The organism is Mesorhizobium sp. WSM4306 (assembly GCF_007003975.1).
Lineage (GTDB): Bacteria > Pseudomonadota > Alphaproteobacteria > Rhizobiales > Rhizobiaceae > Mesorhizobium.
The window spans coordinates 1-15,288 of the sequence record NZ_VFTC01000054.1; the positions used below are offsets into that span (position 1 = coordinate 1).

The window sequence follows — 15,288 nt, forward strand, 5'->3', positions numbered from 1 at the left end:
TGTTCGAGCCAGCCGAATGCAGAAACTTCTTCAAGGCTGCCGGATATGAGGCCAATTAATAGCGACACGCTTTAGCGCCTTTCCTCTCCCTCCGGAGGGGGGAGAGGTGGCGCCGCGAAGCGGCGACGGAGTGGGGGAAGCCGCTCATGAAACCCGCAGCCGCCGCAAAATAGGGACAACGAAGCGAGCCCGTAATCTGCGGCAAGCAGGCGGATTTGACAGGCGGTCGATCACGGCAGAGACACCGAACCCGCCTCAGCCCTCGGCAGCAACAAGATGTCCGCCGCCGACATCGTTCAGCGCCAATTTCAGCGGCGCCTCGCCGATCCTGCGGGTCGCACTCGGTATCTCCTGGTCGAGCCTGGCAAACCGGCTTCTGCGCTGCGCCGGGTCGGGCATCGGCACGGCTTCGATCAGCCGCCTCGTGTAGGGATGGCGCGGGTTGGAAAACACCTGGTCGCGTGTGCCCATTTCGACGATCTGGCCGAGATACATGACCGCGACGCGATCGGAGATGTTCTCCACCACCGCCATGTCATGCGAGATGAAGAGATAGGCGACGCCGAATTCGCGCTGCAATTCCTTTAGCAGGTCGAGCACGCGGGCCTGCACCGAGACGTCGAGCGCCGAAACGCTTTCATCGGCGATGATCAGTTTTGGCCGCAGCGCGAGTGCCCGCGCAATGCAGACGCGCTGGCGCTGGCCGCCGGAGAATTCATGCGGATAAAGCTCCATCTGATCGGCCGACAGGCCGACACGTTCGAACAGCGCCGCCACACGATCGCGGCGCTCGTCCTTCGAGGCGATGCCATGAATGACCAGCGGCTCGGCGACGAGTTCGCCGACACGCATGCGCGGATCGAGCGAAGCGAACGGGTCCTGGAAAATCATCTGCACATCCCGGCGCACCGCCTTGCGCTCATCGCGACCAAGGCCGGAGAGATTGCGCCCGCCAATGACGATGTCGCCGCTATACGGCACCAACCCAGCCAGTGCCTTGGCGGTGGTCGACTTGCCGCAACCGGATTCGCCGACAAGCGCCAGCGTCTCGTTGGGCGCGATCGAGAAGCTGATGCCTTCGACGGCGTGGACGCGGCGGGTGACCTGGCCAAAGATGCCGCCGCGCAGATCGAAACGGACATGCAAGCCGTTGACCTCGGCCACATTGGCCGGTTTTGAGGCTTCAAGCACATCTCTGGATTTCTGCCGCCCGACGCCGCTGCCGATGCGCGGCACGGCGGCCAGCAGTTCGCACGTGTAATCGGCCTGCGGTCGGGCAAAGATATCAGCGGTCTTGCCCTCCTCGACCATGCGGCCATGCCGCATAATGATGACGCGGTCAGCCATTTCGGCGACCACGCCCATATCGTGGGTGATCAGGATGACACTCGTGCCGTGCTGACGCTGCAGGTCGCGCAACAGTTCCAGCACCTCGCCCTGCACGGTGACGTCGAGTGCCGTCGTCGGCTCGTCGGCGATCAGCACGTCAGGCTCAAGCGCCAGCGCCATGGCGATCATCACCCGCTGCCGCATGCCGCCCGACAGCTCGTGCGGAAACTGCTTTAGCCGGCTTTCGGCTTCCGAAATGCGCACCGCCTTCAAGGCTTCGATGGCGCGCTGACGGGCTTCAGCCTGCGAAAGGCTGGTATGCGCCTCGATGGATTCCGTGAGCTGCCGGCCGATAGACAGCACCGGGTTGAGTGAGGTCATCGGCTCCTGAAAAATCATGGCGATGCGGTCACCGCGAATTCGCCGCATCTGGCGCTCGTCGAGAGTGGTGAGGTCGGTATCGCCGAGCCGGATTTGGCCTGACGAAATGCGCCCTGCCGGCTGCGGCAGCAGTTGCATGATCGCCAGCGCTGTCATCGATTTGCCGGAACCGGATTCGCCGGCGATGCACAACGTCTCGCCACGCGCCAGCGTCAGCGACAGGTTCGAGACGACCTCGCGCGACCCGTCCTCGCCGCGCACGCTGACGGAGAGGTTGGCGATGTCGAGGACTGTTTCGGTGACGGAGGTCATTGGAGGTGCGACCTTGCGAGGGATTTATTCTGTCGCGCCCCCCTCTGTCCTGCCGGACATCTCCCCCACTTTGGGGGAGATTGGCTGTCTTGCTCGCCGGCACTCTTTTCTACAACGTTGAAAGTTGGCGAAGCCCTGTGCGCAGTCCAATCTCCCCCCTTGTGGGGGAGATGTCCGGCAGGACAGAGGGGGGCGCGACAGAGAACCAACCTCATTCAAACACGCAGCGCGGAAAATAGAACGACACCACCCAGTTCGGCATATCGACGATCTCGCTGATACGCAGGTCACCGCACACCGAGGCCAGCATATAGGCCTCGACCGGATCGATTTTATACCGACCGGCCAACAGATCGATCATCTGCGCGACCGCCTCCTTTGCCCCAGCCATCAGGTCGGGCCCAATGCCCGTCGTCACCTCATAGCCCTTGGCGTCGAGATGCCGCGTCACCGGACCGGCGGTGGTGAAGCGCGGCGTCTTCAGCCTGGCGTCCTTGACCAGGTCGAGTTTGAGCACAACGTCCATCGGACTTTCGATCGCCGTGCCGCAGACCTCGCCATCGCCTTGCGCGGCATGGGTGTCGCCGACGGAGAACAGCGCCCCGGCCACTTCCACCGGCAGATAGAGCGTGGTGCCGGCGGCGAGGTCGCGAATGTCGAGATTGCCGCCAACGCGCCGAGGCGGCACCACCGAGTGAAGCCCCATCTCAGCCGGCGCATTGCCGATGGTGCCGGCAAACGGTTTCAGCGGCACGCGCGCGTTCTTGCCGAACAGCGCCGGCTCCAGCGAGGCGGCCTCGTATCTCCAGATGTTCAGCGCCGGCTCGGTGAAGTCGTCGGCGAGCAGGCCGAAACCCGGAATGTTCGCCGTCCAGCCGAAGCCGGACGGCTTGAACATCTCGATCGTCACCTTCAGCGCGTCACCCGGCTCGGCACCCTCGACGAAGATCGGCCCGGTCACCGGGTTGACCCTTTCGAAGTCGAGCTTGGCGACATCGGCGACCGTGCTGTCGGCCTGAAGCTGGCCGCCCCCTGCATCGAGGCACTGGAACTCGATGGTCGCGCCGGGCGCCACCCGCTCGGCCGGGACAAACGAATTGTCCCAGCCGAAATGGTGATGGCGCCCGTGGATGGTGTAGTCGCAGTTACTGCACATCTTTTACGTACACATTGTCATAGTTGATCGGGATATGGACCGGGTCGACATAGAGGTTGTCGGCGCCGCCCATGCGGGCCGATTTGAGCGTGAAACGCTGCTCGTTGAAGATCGGCACCCAAGGCGCGTCCTCCATCACCTTGTCGTAGATGGCGCTCCACATCTTGTCGCGTTCGCCGGCCTTTGCCGGGTCGACCACCGAGTCGGCCTCGGCCGCCTTGGCGTCGAGATCCTTGTTGCAATACCACGACCAGTTCCAGCCGCCGGGCACCGCACCGGCGCAGCCGAGGATCGGGCCGTAGAAGTTCGACGGATCCGGGAAGTCGGCGATCCAGGCCATACCGCCGGACCAGATCATCGGCGCGCCGGCCTTGTCGCCGCCGGCCGCAATGACATTGGCCTGTGCCAGCGACTGGATGCTGGCCTTGATGCCGATCACCGCCAGGTCCTGCTGGATCGCCTGGGCGATGCGCGGGTTGGGGTCGGTGTTCATGGCGAACAATTGCGTTTCGAAGCCATCGGGATGCCCGGCCTCGGCCAGCAGCGCCTTGGCCTTGGCGACGTCATAGGGATAGCCCTTGTAGTCCTTGTTGTAGCCGGGCATCGACGGCGGCAGCGGCTGGTTGGCGGGCACGGCGCGGTTGTTGATGATCTGGACGACGCGCGCCTTGTTGATCGCCATGTTGACGGCCTGGCGCACCTTCACATTGTCGAACGGCGCCATGGTGGTGTTCATGGTGACATAGCCGGTTTGCAGCTGGCCGCCTTCGACGACGCGCGCCTTCTGTTCGGGATCGGCCATCACCTCCTGGAACTTGGCTGGCGGAATGACGTCGCCGAGCATGTCGACCTCGCCTTTCTGCAGGCGCAGCAGCGCCACGATCGGCTCCTGGCCGATCTCGAAGGTGATCTTGTCGAGATGCGGCAGGCCCTTGTGCCAATAATCCGGGTTGCGCTCGAAGACGAGGCGCTGTCCGAGTGTCCACTCGGTGAGCTTGAAGGCGCCGGTACCGACCGGATGCCTGCCGAAATCGGCGCCGTATTTCTCGACCTCTTCCTTCGGCACGACATGGGCGAAGTTGATGGCCATGACATGCAGGAAGGTGGCGTCGGGGCGGGTCAGCTCGAACTTGACGGTGTAGGGGTCGACGACGGTGACGCCCGACAGGCCCTCGGCCTTGCCGGCAGCGACATCGTCATAGCCCTTGATCGAACCGAAGAAGCCGGCGCCGGGGCTCTGCGTCTTCGGATTGGTGACGCGGTCGAGCGAATATTTCACGTCGTCGGCGGTCATCTCGCGGCCATTGTGGAATTTCACGCCGTGGCGCAGCTTGAAGGTGAAGGTCTTGCCGTCCGGCGCAATCTCGTAGCTCTCAGCGAGGTCGGGCTTCAGATTGGTGGTGCCCGGCTCGTAATCCATCAGCCCGTCGAACAGGCTCTTGATCATCGACCAGTTCTGCCAGTCATAGCCGATCGCCGGATCGAGCGTGGCGACATCGTCCTTGTAGGTGATGGTGATGGCGCCGCCCTGCTTGGCATTCGGGTCGACCGCGTCCTCGGCACGGACGCTCGTCATGCCGAGCATCAGCGCCAGCGCCGATGCCGCAACGGTGGATGCGAGAAACTTTTTCATTGTTATGTTCCCTTTCTCTGTTTGTTTTCATTCATCTGAGTTTGATGCGCGGGTCGATGAAGGGCGCGATGATGTCGGCCAAGAGATTGCCGAGCACGATGGCAAAGGCCGACACCAGCGTGACACCCATGATGATGGGGATGTCGACGCGTTGGATCGCCTGCCACGCCAGCTGACCGATGCCGGGCCAGCCGAACACGCTTTCGACGACGACGATGCCGCCCATGAAGATGCCGATGTCGATACCGATCATGGCGATGACCGGCAGGATGGCGTTGGGCAATGCATGGCGAAAGATGATGGCGCTGCGCGCCAGGCCCTTGGCGCGCGCGGTGCGGACATAATCCTGGCGCAGCACGTCGATCATCGACGAACGCATCATGCGCGCATACCAGCCGGCGCCGAGTATGCCCATGGTCAGCGACGGCAGCACGAGATGCCGCCAGGTGCCGTAGCCGCCGATCGGGAACCAGCTGAGCCTGACCGCAAAGACGTAGAGCAGCAACAGCCCGACGACGAATTGCGGCGCCGAGACGCCCACGAAGGAGGCGACCATCAAGGTCTGGTCGGTGGCGGTGCCGCGCTTGACGGCGGCAATCAGGCCCATGGAGAGCCCAATCAGCAATTCGCAGAGGATGGCGCCGACCATCAAAAGCAGGCTCGCCGGCAATCGCGAGACGATGAGCTCGGTGACTTCGGAGCGCTGGATGTAGGAGCGGCCGAGATCGCCGCTGATGAGCTTGGTGAGATAGTGCCAGTACTGGACGACAAATGGCTGGTCGAGGCCGAGCTGCTGGCGGATGTTTTCGACCGTCTGCGGCGTGGCGCTGCGGCCGGCGATCTGGCGCACAGGGTCGGCCGGCAAGAGGTAGAGCAGCGCAAAGGTGATCAGCGAGACGCCGAACAGTATTAGAGCCGACTGGATCAGCCGGCGGCCGAGATAGGCGATCATGCCCGGCCCCCCATCATGCCCGGCCCCTTTGCGTCGGATCAAGAATGTCGCGTAGCGCGTCGCCGATCAGGTTGAAGGCCAGCGCCAACGCAAGGATCGCAGCACCAGGGAAGAACACCAGCCAGGGTGCGGCCTGGAAATAGGTCTGGTTCTCGAAAATGATGTTCCCCCATGACGCCGTCGGCGGCTGCACGCCGATGCCGAGAAAGGACAGCGTCGCTTCGAGCAGCACCGTGGTGGAAATGCCGAGCGTGCCCCAGACGATGATGGTCGGCAGAAGATGCGGCAGGATGTGGCGAAACAGGATGCGCGCCGCGCTCGCCCCGATGGTGCGTTCGGCATCAATGAACTCGCGCTCGGCCAGCGAGGAAGTCTCGGTGTAGATGACACGCGCGGTCTGCACCCAGTTGACCAGCGCGATGACCATGGCGACGATCCACAGGCTGGGCTGGAATACCGCCGCCAGGCAGATGGCGAGCAGCAGTGCCGGAAACGCCATCATCAGATCGGTGAAGCGCATCAGCGCGCTGCCGATCCAGCCGCGGAAATAGCCTGCGGTGATGCCCACCAAAGTGCCGATCAACAGCGCCACGCCATTGGCGACGATGCCGATGATCAACGAGGTACGGGCGCCGTAGAGAATGCGGGTCAGCAGGTCTCGCCCGAGCAGGTCGGTGCCCAGCCAGAATTGTGCGCTCGGCGGCAGCGGCGAACCCTCGATGGTCAGGCCGTCGAACATCTGCTCGTTGGGATCGTAACCCGTCAGCCAAGGCGCCAGGATTGCGCCGGCGACGACGATGGCGACGATGACCAGCCCGAGCAGCGCCAGGCGGCGCTTGGCTAGCCGGCGCCAGACGCCGGCACGCGGCTTGGCCGGCATGCGTACCGGCAGATCAGGCGCGATGGGACTGGTCATCGCCGCCTTCTTCATCTGTCATCGCCACGATCCGGCGCGCGGCATCCTCGACGCTGATCTGCCAGCTCATCGCCAGCGAGCGCAGCTGCGCATAGGCGCGCTCGTCGTCGCTGCCTTTCGACAAGGCCGCCACCGCGCGCACGATGGTCTGGCGTTCGGCAACGCGCTGGCGTAGCGACGCAATCTCGCCGGCTAAATGTTTTCGCGCCTCGAAGCTTTGCCTTGCGATCAGTAGCGCGCTGTAGACGCCGGCATTGCCGACCGGTTTCAAGAGTTGCGCATCGGCCTTGTGCGACAGCGCCCATTCTATGCGGCCCGGCGCCTCGGAACCGATCAGCGCCACCAGCGGCATCGGCGCCTCGCCCGGCTTCCAGGGAAATTGCTCGTCGAAACCGAGATCGGCGTCGAAGAAGACGAAATCGGCGGCGAGCGCTTCGGGCGGCAGTTCCGGCCAGCAGTCCAGCGTGATCAGGCCGATGGCTGACAATTGCCTTGTGATAGCCTGCACTGTCGGATGCGGCCGGTGCAGGATAAAGGCCCGCGCGCCGCCGAGATTGGGGATGCGTGGCGTCCTCGTCACGACACTACCCTCAGGCGCGGACGGCCGAATGTCTTGGCCGGGTCGTAGCGCGACAGATACGGGTCCGGCGCCACCTCATCCTCGCGGCTGACGACCTCGAAGAACCCGTCGGCGATACGGCCGATGATCACCGGCAGCGTCGCGTGCTGGGAGTGAGCGTCGATGGCGATCGGCCCGAGCCGGGTCGAGAAGCGCCGCTCGGCAAAGGCTTTGGAGAATTCCGCCGTTCCGGCATCGGCATCGCGCGACAGCACGTCGGCCATCACTTGCACCGAGGCATAGGCGGAGGCCTCGAAGGACGAGGCGAAGGCCGCCGGCCGCGGCGCGAAATACGGCCCGACCGACAGATGCCCTTTGCCCGTTTCGCCGATCGCCGGCAGTTCGCCCTCGGTGAGGTTGCAGGAAATGACCGGGCAGTTTTCCGGTCTGAAAGCGGCGTCCTCGTCGCTCAGTTCGCGATAGGCCGCCAGGAAGGCATAGGAGGAGGTGCCGATCAGATTGTTGAGGATGAAGTTCGGCCGCGTCGCCCGGATCTCGGCGATCAGCCGCGACACATCGGTCTCGCCGATGCGCAGATAGCGCTCGCCCAGCACCTTGCCGCCGGCATCGGCGATAAGGTCGCGCGCCACGCGGTTCATCTCCCAGCCCCAGATGTAGTTCGAGCCGAGCAGAAAACCGTTGAGGCCGAAACGCGGCACGACATGCGCCATCAGCGGCACCAGATGCTGGTTGGGGCAGGCGTGCATGTAGACGACATGCTCATTAGCCTCGAAGCCTTCATAGGGGCAGGCATACCAGAGCATGCCGCCTGCCTTCTCCAGCACGGGGATCGTCTCCTTGCGGCTCCACGAGGTGACACAGCCGACGACATGGCGGGCGCTGCTGGTCTTGAAGATGTCTTCGCAGAGCGTCGCATAGCGATCCGCATTGCTTTGCGGATCGCGCTCGATAGGCACCAGTTCGATGCCGTAGTTGCGGTCGGCATTGATGTCGGCAATGGCGCGCATGGCGCCCATCCGGCACGCATCCGAGACCAGCTGGTAACTGCCCGAGCGCGAATAAAGGATGCCGATCTCGATACGCCGTTTCAAACCGAACCCCAGAAATGACAATGCCCCGCAGCCAGCACCGCAGGGGCGAGGCATACGAGGCATATTTGCCGCCCGGCGACCAAGGCCGGTATTTTGCGCAAGCGTATTCGGTCCGGCGGGTCAGTCAAGCCCTTACCTACGTCGACATGCAACGCCACGGCTCGCCAATCAGCCGTGACCGGCTATCTGGCTGTCGCTCTTTGACTGTGTTGGCGGGCATAGGCCACACAGGCGTCCACCGTACTGACACAAGGCGCGTCCCGTCTGTTCGGCAAATTGTTGTCGCCCGCGTAGGCGACTTCGGCGACGCGGCCGTCGACCATGCGAATTTGCGTGTCGCAATAACCGCCGGGAGCAACATTGACGGAGCCGCCGACCGTCGGGATCGCGCCTACCGCCAGGGTTGGGACGACAATGCTGAGATTGCCGCGCTGAACGACGCGCTTGTAGGTCCAGATCTGGCCAGCCCCGCCAACGTCCGCAGTGGCGGTCGGAAAGCCCGCGCACATTCGAACGTCGGCTTCGCTGAGGCCGACCATCTCCTTGCGGGCCGCCACCGCCGTGGGATCAACCTTGGCGATGCGTGATGTATCGTCGGGAATGACGCAGGATGACTGGACGCCGACAACAAGAACAGGAAGGGCAAGCTTTCTAATACAGGAAAATGTCATACCGATTGTCGGATTTGCAGTGCGCCCGGCCGCGCTCTTTACCTAGGCAAACAGGCGAGCGGATCAACCCGTGCGGGTTCACGAAAAGGTGGCCGAGCGAGCCTAGGTATCGGACCCGCCCCCTTCCGCTTGCCATGGCGCTGATCGTGCGCGGCAAGAATGCCGAGAACGGGCTTGGCTTCTCGCCGCATGGCGCTGGGCGCAACTTTTCGCGCACTCAGCACCGGCGAATGCAGGCGGGGCGCAGCGACGCCGATATCTTTGCGCAGGAGACGAAGGGCATCGACGCCCGTTTCTTCTCCGGCGTAACGGATATTTCGGAGCTGCCGAGCGCCTACAAGAACGCGGCCTCGATGCGCCGCCAGACCGAGCATTTCGGCCTGGCGGAGATCGTCGACGAAGTGCTGCCCTATGGCTGCATCATGGCCGGCGACGGGAGGCCAACGCGCCGTGGCGCAAGAAGCGGGAAGCGCGCCTGCAGCTGGGGCGGTAGTCCAGAGATGCCGCCCGATACGAACTGATATGCATATCCGGTGGCGCCTTTTTTTCAGTCCCTCAGGGTGAATACCAGAGGCGCGACGATGCTGGTGCCGACCTGGTCAGCAGGTGGCGTTGGCGCCGTTGCACCTTGCAGTGCGCTGAGCGCGGCACGGTCGAGATCAGCATCGCCCGAAGATCCCGCCAGGCGCGCGGATGTCACCCTGCCGGAGGCGTTGAGGACGAAAACCACTCTGGCGGTCCCTACGGCCCGCCTCGGCCTTGCCGCGCTTGGATAGTGCGTACGCCGCTTGATCCACGCGCCCAGCTGCGACTTCCATCTGTTGGAATTGCCGGACCGCGCGCTGGATTGAGACGTTCTCGGTGCCGACGCTTTTGCAGCCGGCTTCGCATCGACGCTGGCGGTCACCACCGCCTTCGCCGGCGCGGCCTTTTCTTTTTTCTCTTTCTTCGGTTTCGGCTTGGGCTTTTCGACGACCTTCTTCGCCTTCTCGACCGCCTTGTCCTCCACCGGCTTGGCCTGCGGCAGCGGAATGACCAATTCCGGCGCCACGGTCGGGACGATGTCGGGTACGACCTCGTCGAGCGGCGGCGGTTGGTCGGGCTGCTCGGCCGCCGTCTCAACTGGCGTGGTCTCGTTCGGCTGGACCTCTTCGGCCTCCTCGGTGACCGGCTCGGGCTTATCGACGTCCGGCTCCACGACGGGTTTTGCGTCGGCGACCGTCTCCTCGACCTGGTTCGTCGGCTCCGGCGTCACCACATCGGCCATCGTGTCCTCAGGCACTGCCGGTGCGACCATCATCGGCAACAGTTCGATCGCCACCACCGGCGGTGGGCCGCCATCCATCTCGTTGGCCAGGCTGAAGCTCTGCACGGCATAGGCGATCGCGACATGCGCGCCGACAATGAGAATGGCCGCAGCCACCCACAAACCGATCTCGCGCGCGCCGGTGCGCGGCGGATCGGCCATGGGAACGGCGGCAGCCAGATGCGTCATGGGGCGGCGCCTGGTTGCGGCGACGGCGCCGATGCGTCCGACGGTACCGTCTCCAGCCCGACCAGCGCGATCTTCAGGTAGCCGGCGCCGCGCAGGAGATTCATCACCTCCATCAGCTCGCCATAGCCGACCGCTTTGTCGGCACGCAGGAAGATGCGGGTCTGCTTGTCGCCCTTCGTTCTGCCGTCGAGCACGGCGGCAAAAGCCGCACGCGGCACGCTGTCATTGCCGATCGCCAGCGTCAGATCGTCCTTCAGCGTCAAGAACAGCGGCGTTTCCGGCCGCGGCGCCGGCGTCGCGGTCGAGCCCGGCAGGTCGACATTGACGTCGACCGTGGCCAAGGGCGCCGCGACCATGAAGATGATCAGCAGCACCAGGATGACATCGATGAACGGCGTAACGTTGATCTCGTGGATTTCCTCGAGATCGCCGTCGATAGTCTCGCGAATTCTAGCCGCCATGGCCCATCACTCCGCCGCCAGCGCGGGCACCTGCGGCACCGTGCGGAAATCCAGATCGCGGCTGACCAGCCGTTCGACGCCAGCCGAGGCATCGGCAAGGATCTGCCGGTAGCCGGATATGGAGCGCGCAAAGACGTTGTAGATGACAACAGCGGGAATGGCCGCGACCAGCCCCATCGCGGTGGCCAGCAGCGCCTCGGCGATGCCGGGCGCGACGACGGCGAGGTTGGTTGTCTGTGCCTGCGAGATGCCGATGAAGGCGTTCATGATACCCCAGACGGTGCCGAACAGGCCGACAAACGGCGCCGTCGAGCCGATCGTCGCCAGCACGCCGGTGCCGCGCGACATGCGCCGCGCCGCCGCTGCTTCGATGCGCGACAGCCGTGATGTGACGCGTTCCTTCAGCCCGTCGCCGGTGACGTGGTCGAGCGCACCGGCCGAAAGCGCTGCCTCTTCCTCGGCCGCCTGCACCAGCAGCGCGCCGGGACCGCCACTGTTGCCGAGCGCACGCACGGCCTGCCGCAAGGTGGCGGCATTGCCGATGGCGCGCGCGGCGCGGCGGGCGCCGAGCTTGCCGAACAGGATTTCCAGCGACTTGGCCAGCCACACCGTCCAGGTGACGAGGGAGGCGAAGGCAAGCCCGGTCATCACCGCCTTGACGATGACGTCGGCGGCCATGAACATGCCCCAGGGCGACAGATCGTGCGGCAGGGTCAGCGAAATCGCCGAAGGCTCAGGCTGCGCGGTTGCGCCGGGCTGGCTGGCCGGCGGTGGCGCCGTCGGCGGGACTTGCCCGGCGACTGGTGACGTCGGTGCGACAGGTGCCGCCTGTGCAGCCGGGGCCGTCGTCACCCGAGGTTGCGTGCTCGGCTGCTCTTGCGCAGCAGCGTTGCCGGCCGACAGCATGATCGCGGCCAGCGCCGCCAACAAACCATTTCTGGACACGCTTCGTCCTCGCTTCGTCATTGCACGTTGCCGATGGGCGGGCCGGTCACGGGATCGCAAACACCCCCATCTCGACGCCGAAAATGCCAGCCACGGATTCTTGCTTTCTCTCAAACGCGGCACAGCCGCTGGAACCAATTCAGGCGGCCGCGCCCCGCTTGACTATAAAACATGAGTTTACTAGTCAACAAACAAGATGGCTTTTTGGCCAACAGTCTTTGGCGCGATACCGGCGCATCGTCTTTGTGTCGGTCTACCTTGCCGCGTCGCACTGAGGGATGGACGGCGGCGACGTTGCTGGGCCACGATGGCGGGCAGCAATTGAGGCAAGCGGCCGATGATCAAGGCGACACCGTTCGATTTCCCCTATGACGGCCAGCTGGTGCCGCAAAATACCGCGCTGCTGGTCATCGACCTGCAGGAGGACTTTCTCTCGACATCGGGCTATTTCGCCAGGAAGGGTTATGACCCCGCGCCGCTGCGCGCCATCCTGCCGACGGTCAACCGGCTGATCGCGGCCGCACGCTCCGCTGGTCTCACCGTCATCCACACCAGACAAGGCTATCGCGGCGACATGGCCGACATGACGCCTTACGAGAAATGGCGCCGCAAGCGGGCGGGCCTTGAAGGCACCGACGTTCTGCTGCGCTCCGGCCCCGGCTTCCAGATCGTCGCCGACATCGAGGTCGCGCCCGACGACGTCATCGTCGACAAGACCTGCAACAGCGCCTTCACCTATACCGACCTTGAGCTTGTGCTGCGCGCGCGGGGCATCACCCATCTGATGTTTTCCGGCTGCACAACCGATGTCTGCGTCCACACCACGCTGCGCGAGGCCTGCGACCGCAATTTCCAGTGCCTGACCATCGCCGACGCCTGCGCCAGCGGCGACCAACGGGCGCATGAGGCGGCGCTGCATATGGTGACGGTGGAGGATGGGGTTTTCGGCGCACTGGCGGAATCGGGCGCTGTGCTTGATGCGCTGGCGCGGCTGAGTGGGAAGGCAGGCTAGAAACCTGCCTTGTTGCAGGTCACCGAGCAGCGTGAATGTCTTCACCCGCCCGCGACCCAAACACCCCAGGCTGCTGCGTCTCGGCATCGCGGCGCACCAGCGAGTTGCGCAATAGCGCGATCGTCTCGCGGCCGAGGCTCGCAATCTCCCTCGGCCTGTCAGCGCCGGCGATCATGAATTCGCGGATGCCAAGCGCCGCGTAGGGCAGCAGCGACAAGGCGATCTGCGCCGGCGGCCCGGAAAGCTCGACCGCCTTGTGGCCGGCGGTGGATGCACCGCCTTCGGCGCGGATACGAACGGGAAGCGCAAACCAAAGCTTGGCCGCGCGGCCATGTTCGGCGGCGGCGCCGCGCGCCCGCTCCATCAGCTGGCGGATCTCGTCGAGCGAACCAGCCGCCAGTTCGAACACATCGGCATGACGGCCGGCGACCTTGAGCGCGGTGCCCGACTGGCCGCCCATGCGGATGGTGATATCGGCGCCGTGCGGCCCCTTGCGCTCGATATAGCCGCCCTTGATGCTGTAGAAGGCGCCTTCATGGTCGAAGGGCTTGTCGTTCGACCACAGCCGCTTCAACAGTACCAGATATTCGTCGATGCGCTGCCAGACCACCGTGTGGCCGACCGGGCGCGCCTCGGCATCGTCGTCGCCCAGCGGTTCGCTCAGCATCCTCAGCGACAGTCGGCCCCCGCTTTTGGTGTCGAGCGCCGCCAGCTGCCTGGCCGCAACCGCGGGCGCGATCACGCCGGCCCAATGCGTCAGCACCACTTCCAGCGACGAGGTGCGGTCGAGCGCCTGGGCGGCAATGTCCATATTGGTCAACAGCCCGGCCTGATCGTCGACGACGATCTTCTGGAAGCCGGAGTCCTCGATCAGAGACAGCTTTGTCGCCGTCTCGACGAAATCATAGAAGAAAGGAACGGCCGAACCGGCGTCGGCGGACTGCGTTTTACCGGGAACATGCGTGAACTCGATCGGCATTGCCATCTCCTCCATCACGTCTAGACAATAGGTTGCGCCCCAAGCGCGCCCGCGTTCGGTTCATCAACTCCGGTTACCTGAAGGCGTAGGTCGCCACCCTCAGCCTGAACAGATCAGGCCCCAATAGTGTCAGGGGATCAGCCCAAGCACGACTGCCCCGGTGAACACGAACGCAAGAGCGAAGACGAGATAGGCGAAGGCGCCTGCATACGCCGGGCGGAAAGCCTGGGCGTTGGCCAGCCTCTGGCTGCTACGGTCCGTCTCGGCGTTCTGAATATAGGACATATCGACCTCCGTCTCGCCGGTTAATCTATAAAATCAGTAGACTTTGTCGATTGCTATTTTTTGGCTATCGCAGAACAATTTTCTCAAATTTCCATGTGAATTGGTCTGGGATTGCTGGGAGGCCCTCAATCGGCGGCAAGCGAGCGGCCAGCTTGGCCGGCCTTCACATCGGGGATAGCATCGCCATTCCGGCGTAAAAGCGGACGATTTCATTCGGGTACGGGGAGCACAGGACATGGGTTCAAGACTGGCTGGCAAGGTCGCCATCACCTCGGGAGGCGCAACGGGAATGGGCGGAGCAGCGTCGGATTTGTTCGCCGCCGAAGGCGCCAAGGTGGCGATCGTCGATCGCAATGGCGAGGCGGCGGCCGCAACTGCGGCGGCGATCCGGGCGCGGGGGCACGTGGCCGAGCATTTCGTCGCCGATGTCTCGGACGAGGCGCAAGTCGAGGCGGCGGTGAGAGGCGCGGCCGAAAAGCTTGGCCCGGCCACCGTGCTGTTCAACCATGCCGGCACCATCGTGATCAAGCCGTTCCTGGAAACGACAGTGAAGGAGTGGGACTGGCTGCATGCCGTCAATGTCCGCTCAATGTTCCTCATGACGCGCGCCGTGCTGCCCGGCATGATCACAGCCGGTGGCGGCTCGATCGTCTGCACCTCGTCGATCTCGGCTGTGGCGGCGACACCGATGGAGGTGCTCTACGACACCACCAAGGGCGCCTGCCACATGTTTGCACGGGCGATTGCGGTGGAATTCCGTGACCGCAACATCCGCTGCAACGCCGTCTGTCCGGGGTTCATCCGCACGCCGCATGGCCTGCGCGAAGTCGCCGACCTGGGCAAACTCGGCGTCGATGTGTCCGACGCCGCATTGGCCGCCCAGCAAGGCCGCATCGGCGAGCCGGAAGAGGTGGCGAAGGCTGCACTGTACCTGGCCAGCGACGAGTCCAGCTTCGTCAACGGCACGCATCTGTTCGTGGACAACGGCTTTACCGCGATGTGAGGGTTTCAAGGCTTGGCGCCCTTCCTCTCCCCCGTCGATCGGGGGAGAGGTGTCGAGCGAAGCTCGACGGAGTGGGGGTCGCCCCCC

General features: G+C 64.4%; 15 protein-coding genes and 1 pseudogene. 3 read left to right on the forward strand and 13 right to left on the reverse strand.

The window, feature by feature from the left end; all coding sequences use genetic code 11:
* Nucleotides 1-255: 255 nt before the first annotated feature.
* The 8 genes from FJV77_RS31690 to FJV77_RS31730 all read right to left on the reverse strand — a co-directional run bounded on the left by FJV77_RS31690 (nt 256) and on the right by FJV77_RS31730 (nt 9,021).
* Entirely contained in the window at nt 256-2,022 is a 1,767-nt protein-coding gene (locus tag FJV77_RS31690) for an ABC transporter ATP-binding protein (protein ID WP_142870265.1), read from the reverse strand.
* Between the two features lie 211 nt (nt 2,023-2,233).
* Nucleotides 2,234-3,178, reverse strand: coding sequence for an acetamidase/formamidase family protein (locus tag FJV77_RS31700; RefSeq protein WP_142870266.1), 945 nt, complete (start codon nt 3,176-3,178; stop codon nt 2,234-2,236).
* Nucleotides 3,168-4,811: an ABC transporter substrate-binding protein gene (locus FJV77_RS31705; protein ID WP_142870267.1), complete on the reverse strand. Its 1,644-nt coding sequence runs from the start codon at nt 4,809-4,811 to the stop codon at nt 3,168-3,170. Before FJV77_RS31705 ends, FJV77_RS31700 begins: the two co-directional genes overlap by 11 nt.
* Nucleotides 4,812-4,842: 31 nt before the next feature.
* Complete coding sequence (locus FJV77_RS31710) at nt 4,843-5,763, reverse strand: ABC transporter permease (protein WP_142870268.1); 921 nt, start codon at nt 5,761-5,763, stop codon at nt 4,843-4,845.
* Nucleotides 5,764-5,776: 13 nt separating this feature from the next.
* Nucleotides 5,777-6,679, reverse strand: coding sequence for an ABC transporter permease (locus FJV77_RS31715; protein WP_142870269.1), 903 nt, complete (start codon nt 6,677-6,679; stop codon nt 5,777-5,779).
* Nucleotides 6,657-7,259 carry an ANTAR domain-containing protein gene (locus tag FJV77_RS31720; RefSeq protein WP_142870270.1) on the reverse strand — a complete coding sequence of 201 codons (603 nt, stop codon included), beginning with the start codon at nt 7,257-7,259 and terminating at the stop codon, nt 6,657-6,659. The genes FJV77_RS31715 and FJV77_RS31720 overlap by 23 nt, the downstream gene beginning before the upstream one ends.
* Nucleotides 7,256-8,350 (reverse strand): transporter substrate-binding protein, encoded by a 1,095-nt coding sequence (locus FJV77_RS31725; protein WP_142870271.1) that lies wholly within the window; start codon nt 8,348-8,350, stop codon nt 7,256-7,258. Before FJV77_RS31725 ends, FJV77_RS31720 begins: the two co-directional genes overlap by 4 nt.
* 182 nt (nt 8,351-8,532) lie before the next feature.
* The gene (locus tag FJV77_RS31730; protein WP_142870272.1) at nt 8,533-9,021 is read right to left on the reverse strand and encodes a hypothetical protein; all 489 of its coding nucleotides are present in this window, start codon (nt 9,019-9,021) and stop codon (nt 8,533-8,535) included.
* A 122-nt stretch (nt 9,022-9,143) separates the two neighbouring features.
* On the opposite strand from FJV77_RS31730, the pseudogene FJV77_RS31735 reads away from it, so the two are divergent.
* Nucleotides 9,144-9,514, forward strand: a pseudogene (locus FJV77_RS31735) (RtcB family protein); the annotation flags it as partial.
* A gap of 54 nt (nt 9,515-9,568) precedes the next feature.
* Here FJV77_RS31735 and FJV77_RS31740 read toward each other — a convergent pair.
* Genes FJV77_RS31740 through exbB form a run of 3 tightly spaced genes read right to left on the reverse strand, consistent with a single transcriptional unit; the run spans nt 9,569 to nt 11,922 of the window.
* Nucleotides 9,569-10,516: an energy transducer TonB gene (locus FJV77_RS31740; RefSeq protein ID WP_142870273.1), complete on the reverse strand. Its 948-nt coding sequence runs from the start codon at nt 10,514-10,516 to the stop codon at nt 9,569-9,571.
* Nucleotides 10,513-10,977 (reverse strand): TonB system transport protein ExbD, encoded by a 465-nt coding sequence (gene exbD, locus FJV77_RS31745; protein ID WP_142870274.1) that lies wholly within the window; start codon nt 10,975-10,977, stop codon nt 10,513-10,515. Before exbD ends, FJV77_RS31740 begins: the two co-directional genes overlap by 4 nt.
* A gap of 6 nt (nt 10,978-10,983) precedes the next feature.
* Nucleotides 10,984-11,922: a tonB-system energizer ExbB gene (gene exbB, locus FJV77_RS31750; protein WP_142870275.1), complete on the reverse strand. Its 939-nt coding sequence runs from the start codon at nt 11,920-11,922 to the stop codon at nt 10,984-10,986.
* A 337-nt stretch (nt 11,923-12,259) separates the two neighbouring features.
* Here exbB and FJV77_RS31755 point away from each other — a divergent pair, with 337 nt between their 5' ends.
* The gene (locus FJV77_RS31755; protein ID WP_142870276.1) at nt 12,260-12,934 is read left to right on the forward strand and encodes an isochorismatase family cysteine hydrolase; all 675 of its coding nucleotides are present in this window, start codon (nt 12,260-12,262) and stop codon (nt 12,932-12,934) included.
* Nucleotides 12,935-12,953: 19 nt separating this feature from the next.
* On the opposite strand, the gene FJV77_RS31760 is transcribed toward FJV77_RS31755, so the two are convergent.
* Complete coding sequence (locus tag FJV77_RS31760) at nt 12,954-13,913, reverse strand: LLM class flavin-dependent oxidoreductase (RefSeq protein WP_142870277.1); 960 nt, start codon at nt 13,911-13,913, stop codon at nt 12,954-12,956.
* Between the two features lie 129 nt (nt 13,914-14,042).
* Nucleotides 14,043-14,198, reverse strand: a complete 156-nt coding sequence (locus FJV77_RS31765) for a hypothetical protein (protein ID WP_112393683.1) — start codon at nt 14,196-14,198, stop codon at nt 14,043-14,045.
* Between the two features lie 235 nt (nt 14,199-14,433).
* Between FJV77_RS31765 and FJV77_RS31770 the strand changes: the two genes are divergently transcribed.
* Nucleotides 14,434-15,201 (forward strand): SDR family oxidoreductase, encoded by a 768-nt coding sequence (locus FJV77_RS31770; RefSeq protein WP_142870278.1) that lies wholly within the window; start codon nt 14,434-14,436, stop codon nt 15,199-15,201.
* Nucleotides 15,202-15,288 lie beyond the last annotated feature (87 nt).

What these genes read in the sequence shown, in the direction of transcription:
- FJV77_RS31690 (WP_142870265.1), bottom strand. Translation starts at nt 2,022, where the DNA reads ATGACCTCCGTCACCGAAACAGTCCTCGACATCGCCAACCTCTCCGTC.
- FJV77_RS31770 (WP_142870278.1), top strand. Translation starts at nt 14,434, where the DNA reads ATGGGTTCAAGACTGGCTGGCAAGGTCGCCATCACCTCGGGAGGCGCA.
- FJV77_RS31700 (WP_142870266.1), bottom strand. Translation starts at nt 3,178, where the DNA reads ATGTGCAGTAACTGCGACTACACCATCCACGGGCGCCATCACCATTTC.
- FJV77_RS31740 (WP_142870273.1), bottom strand. Translation starts at nt 10,516, where the DNA reads ATGACGCATCTGGCTGCCGCCGTTCCCATGGCCGATCCGCCGCGCACC.
- FJV77_RS31710 (WP_142870268.1), bottom strand. Translation starts at nt 5,763, where the DNA reads ATGATCGCCTATCTCGGCCGCCGGCTGATCCAGTCGGCTCTAATACTG.
- FJV77_RS31755 (WP_142870276.1), top strand. Translation starts at nt 12,260, where the DNA reads ATGATCAAGGCGACACCGTTCGATTTCCCCTATGACGGCCAGCTGGTG.
- FJV77_RS31705 (WP_142870267.1), bottom strand. Translation starts at nt 4,811, where the DNA reads ATGAAAAAGTTTCTCGCATCCACCGTTGCGGCATCGGCGCTGGCGCTG.
- FJV77_RS31730 (WP_142870272.1), bottom strand. Translation starts at nt 9,021, where the DNA reads ATGACATTTTCCTGTATTAGAAAGCTTGCCCTTCCTGTTCTTGTTGTC.
- exbD (WP_142870274.1), bottom strand. Translation starts at nt 10,977, where the DNA reads ATGGCGGCTAGAATTCGCGAGACTATCGACGGCGATCTCGAGGAAATC.
- FJV77_RS31715 (WP_142870269.1), bottom strand. Translation starts at nt 6,679, where the DNA reads ATGACCAGTCCCATCGCGCCTGATCTGCCGGTACGCATGCCGGCCAAG.
- FJV77_RS31765 (WP_112393683.1), bottom strand. Translation starts at nt 14,198, where the DNA reads ATGTCCTATATTCAGAACGCCGAGACGGACCGTAGCAGCCAGAGGCTG.
- FJV77_RS31760 (WP_142870277.1), bottom strand. Translation starts at nt 13,913, where the DNA reads ATGCCGATCGAGTTCACGCATGTTCCCGGTAAAACGCAGTCCGCCGAC.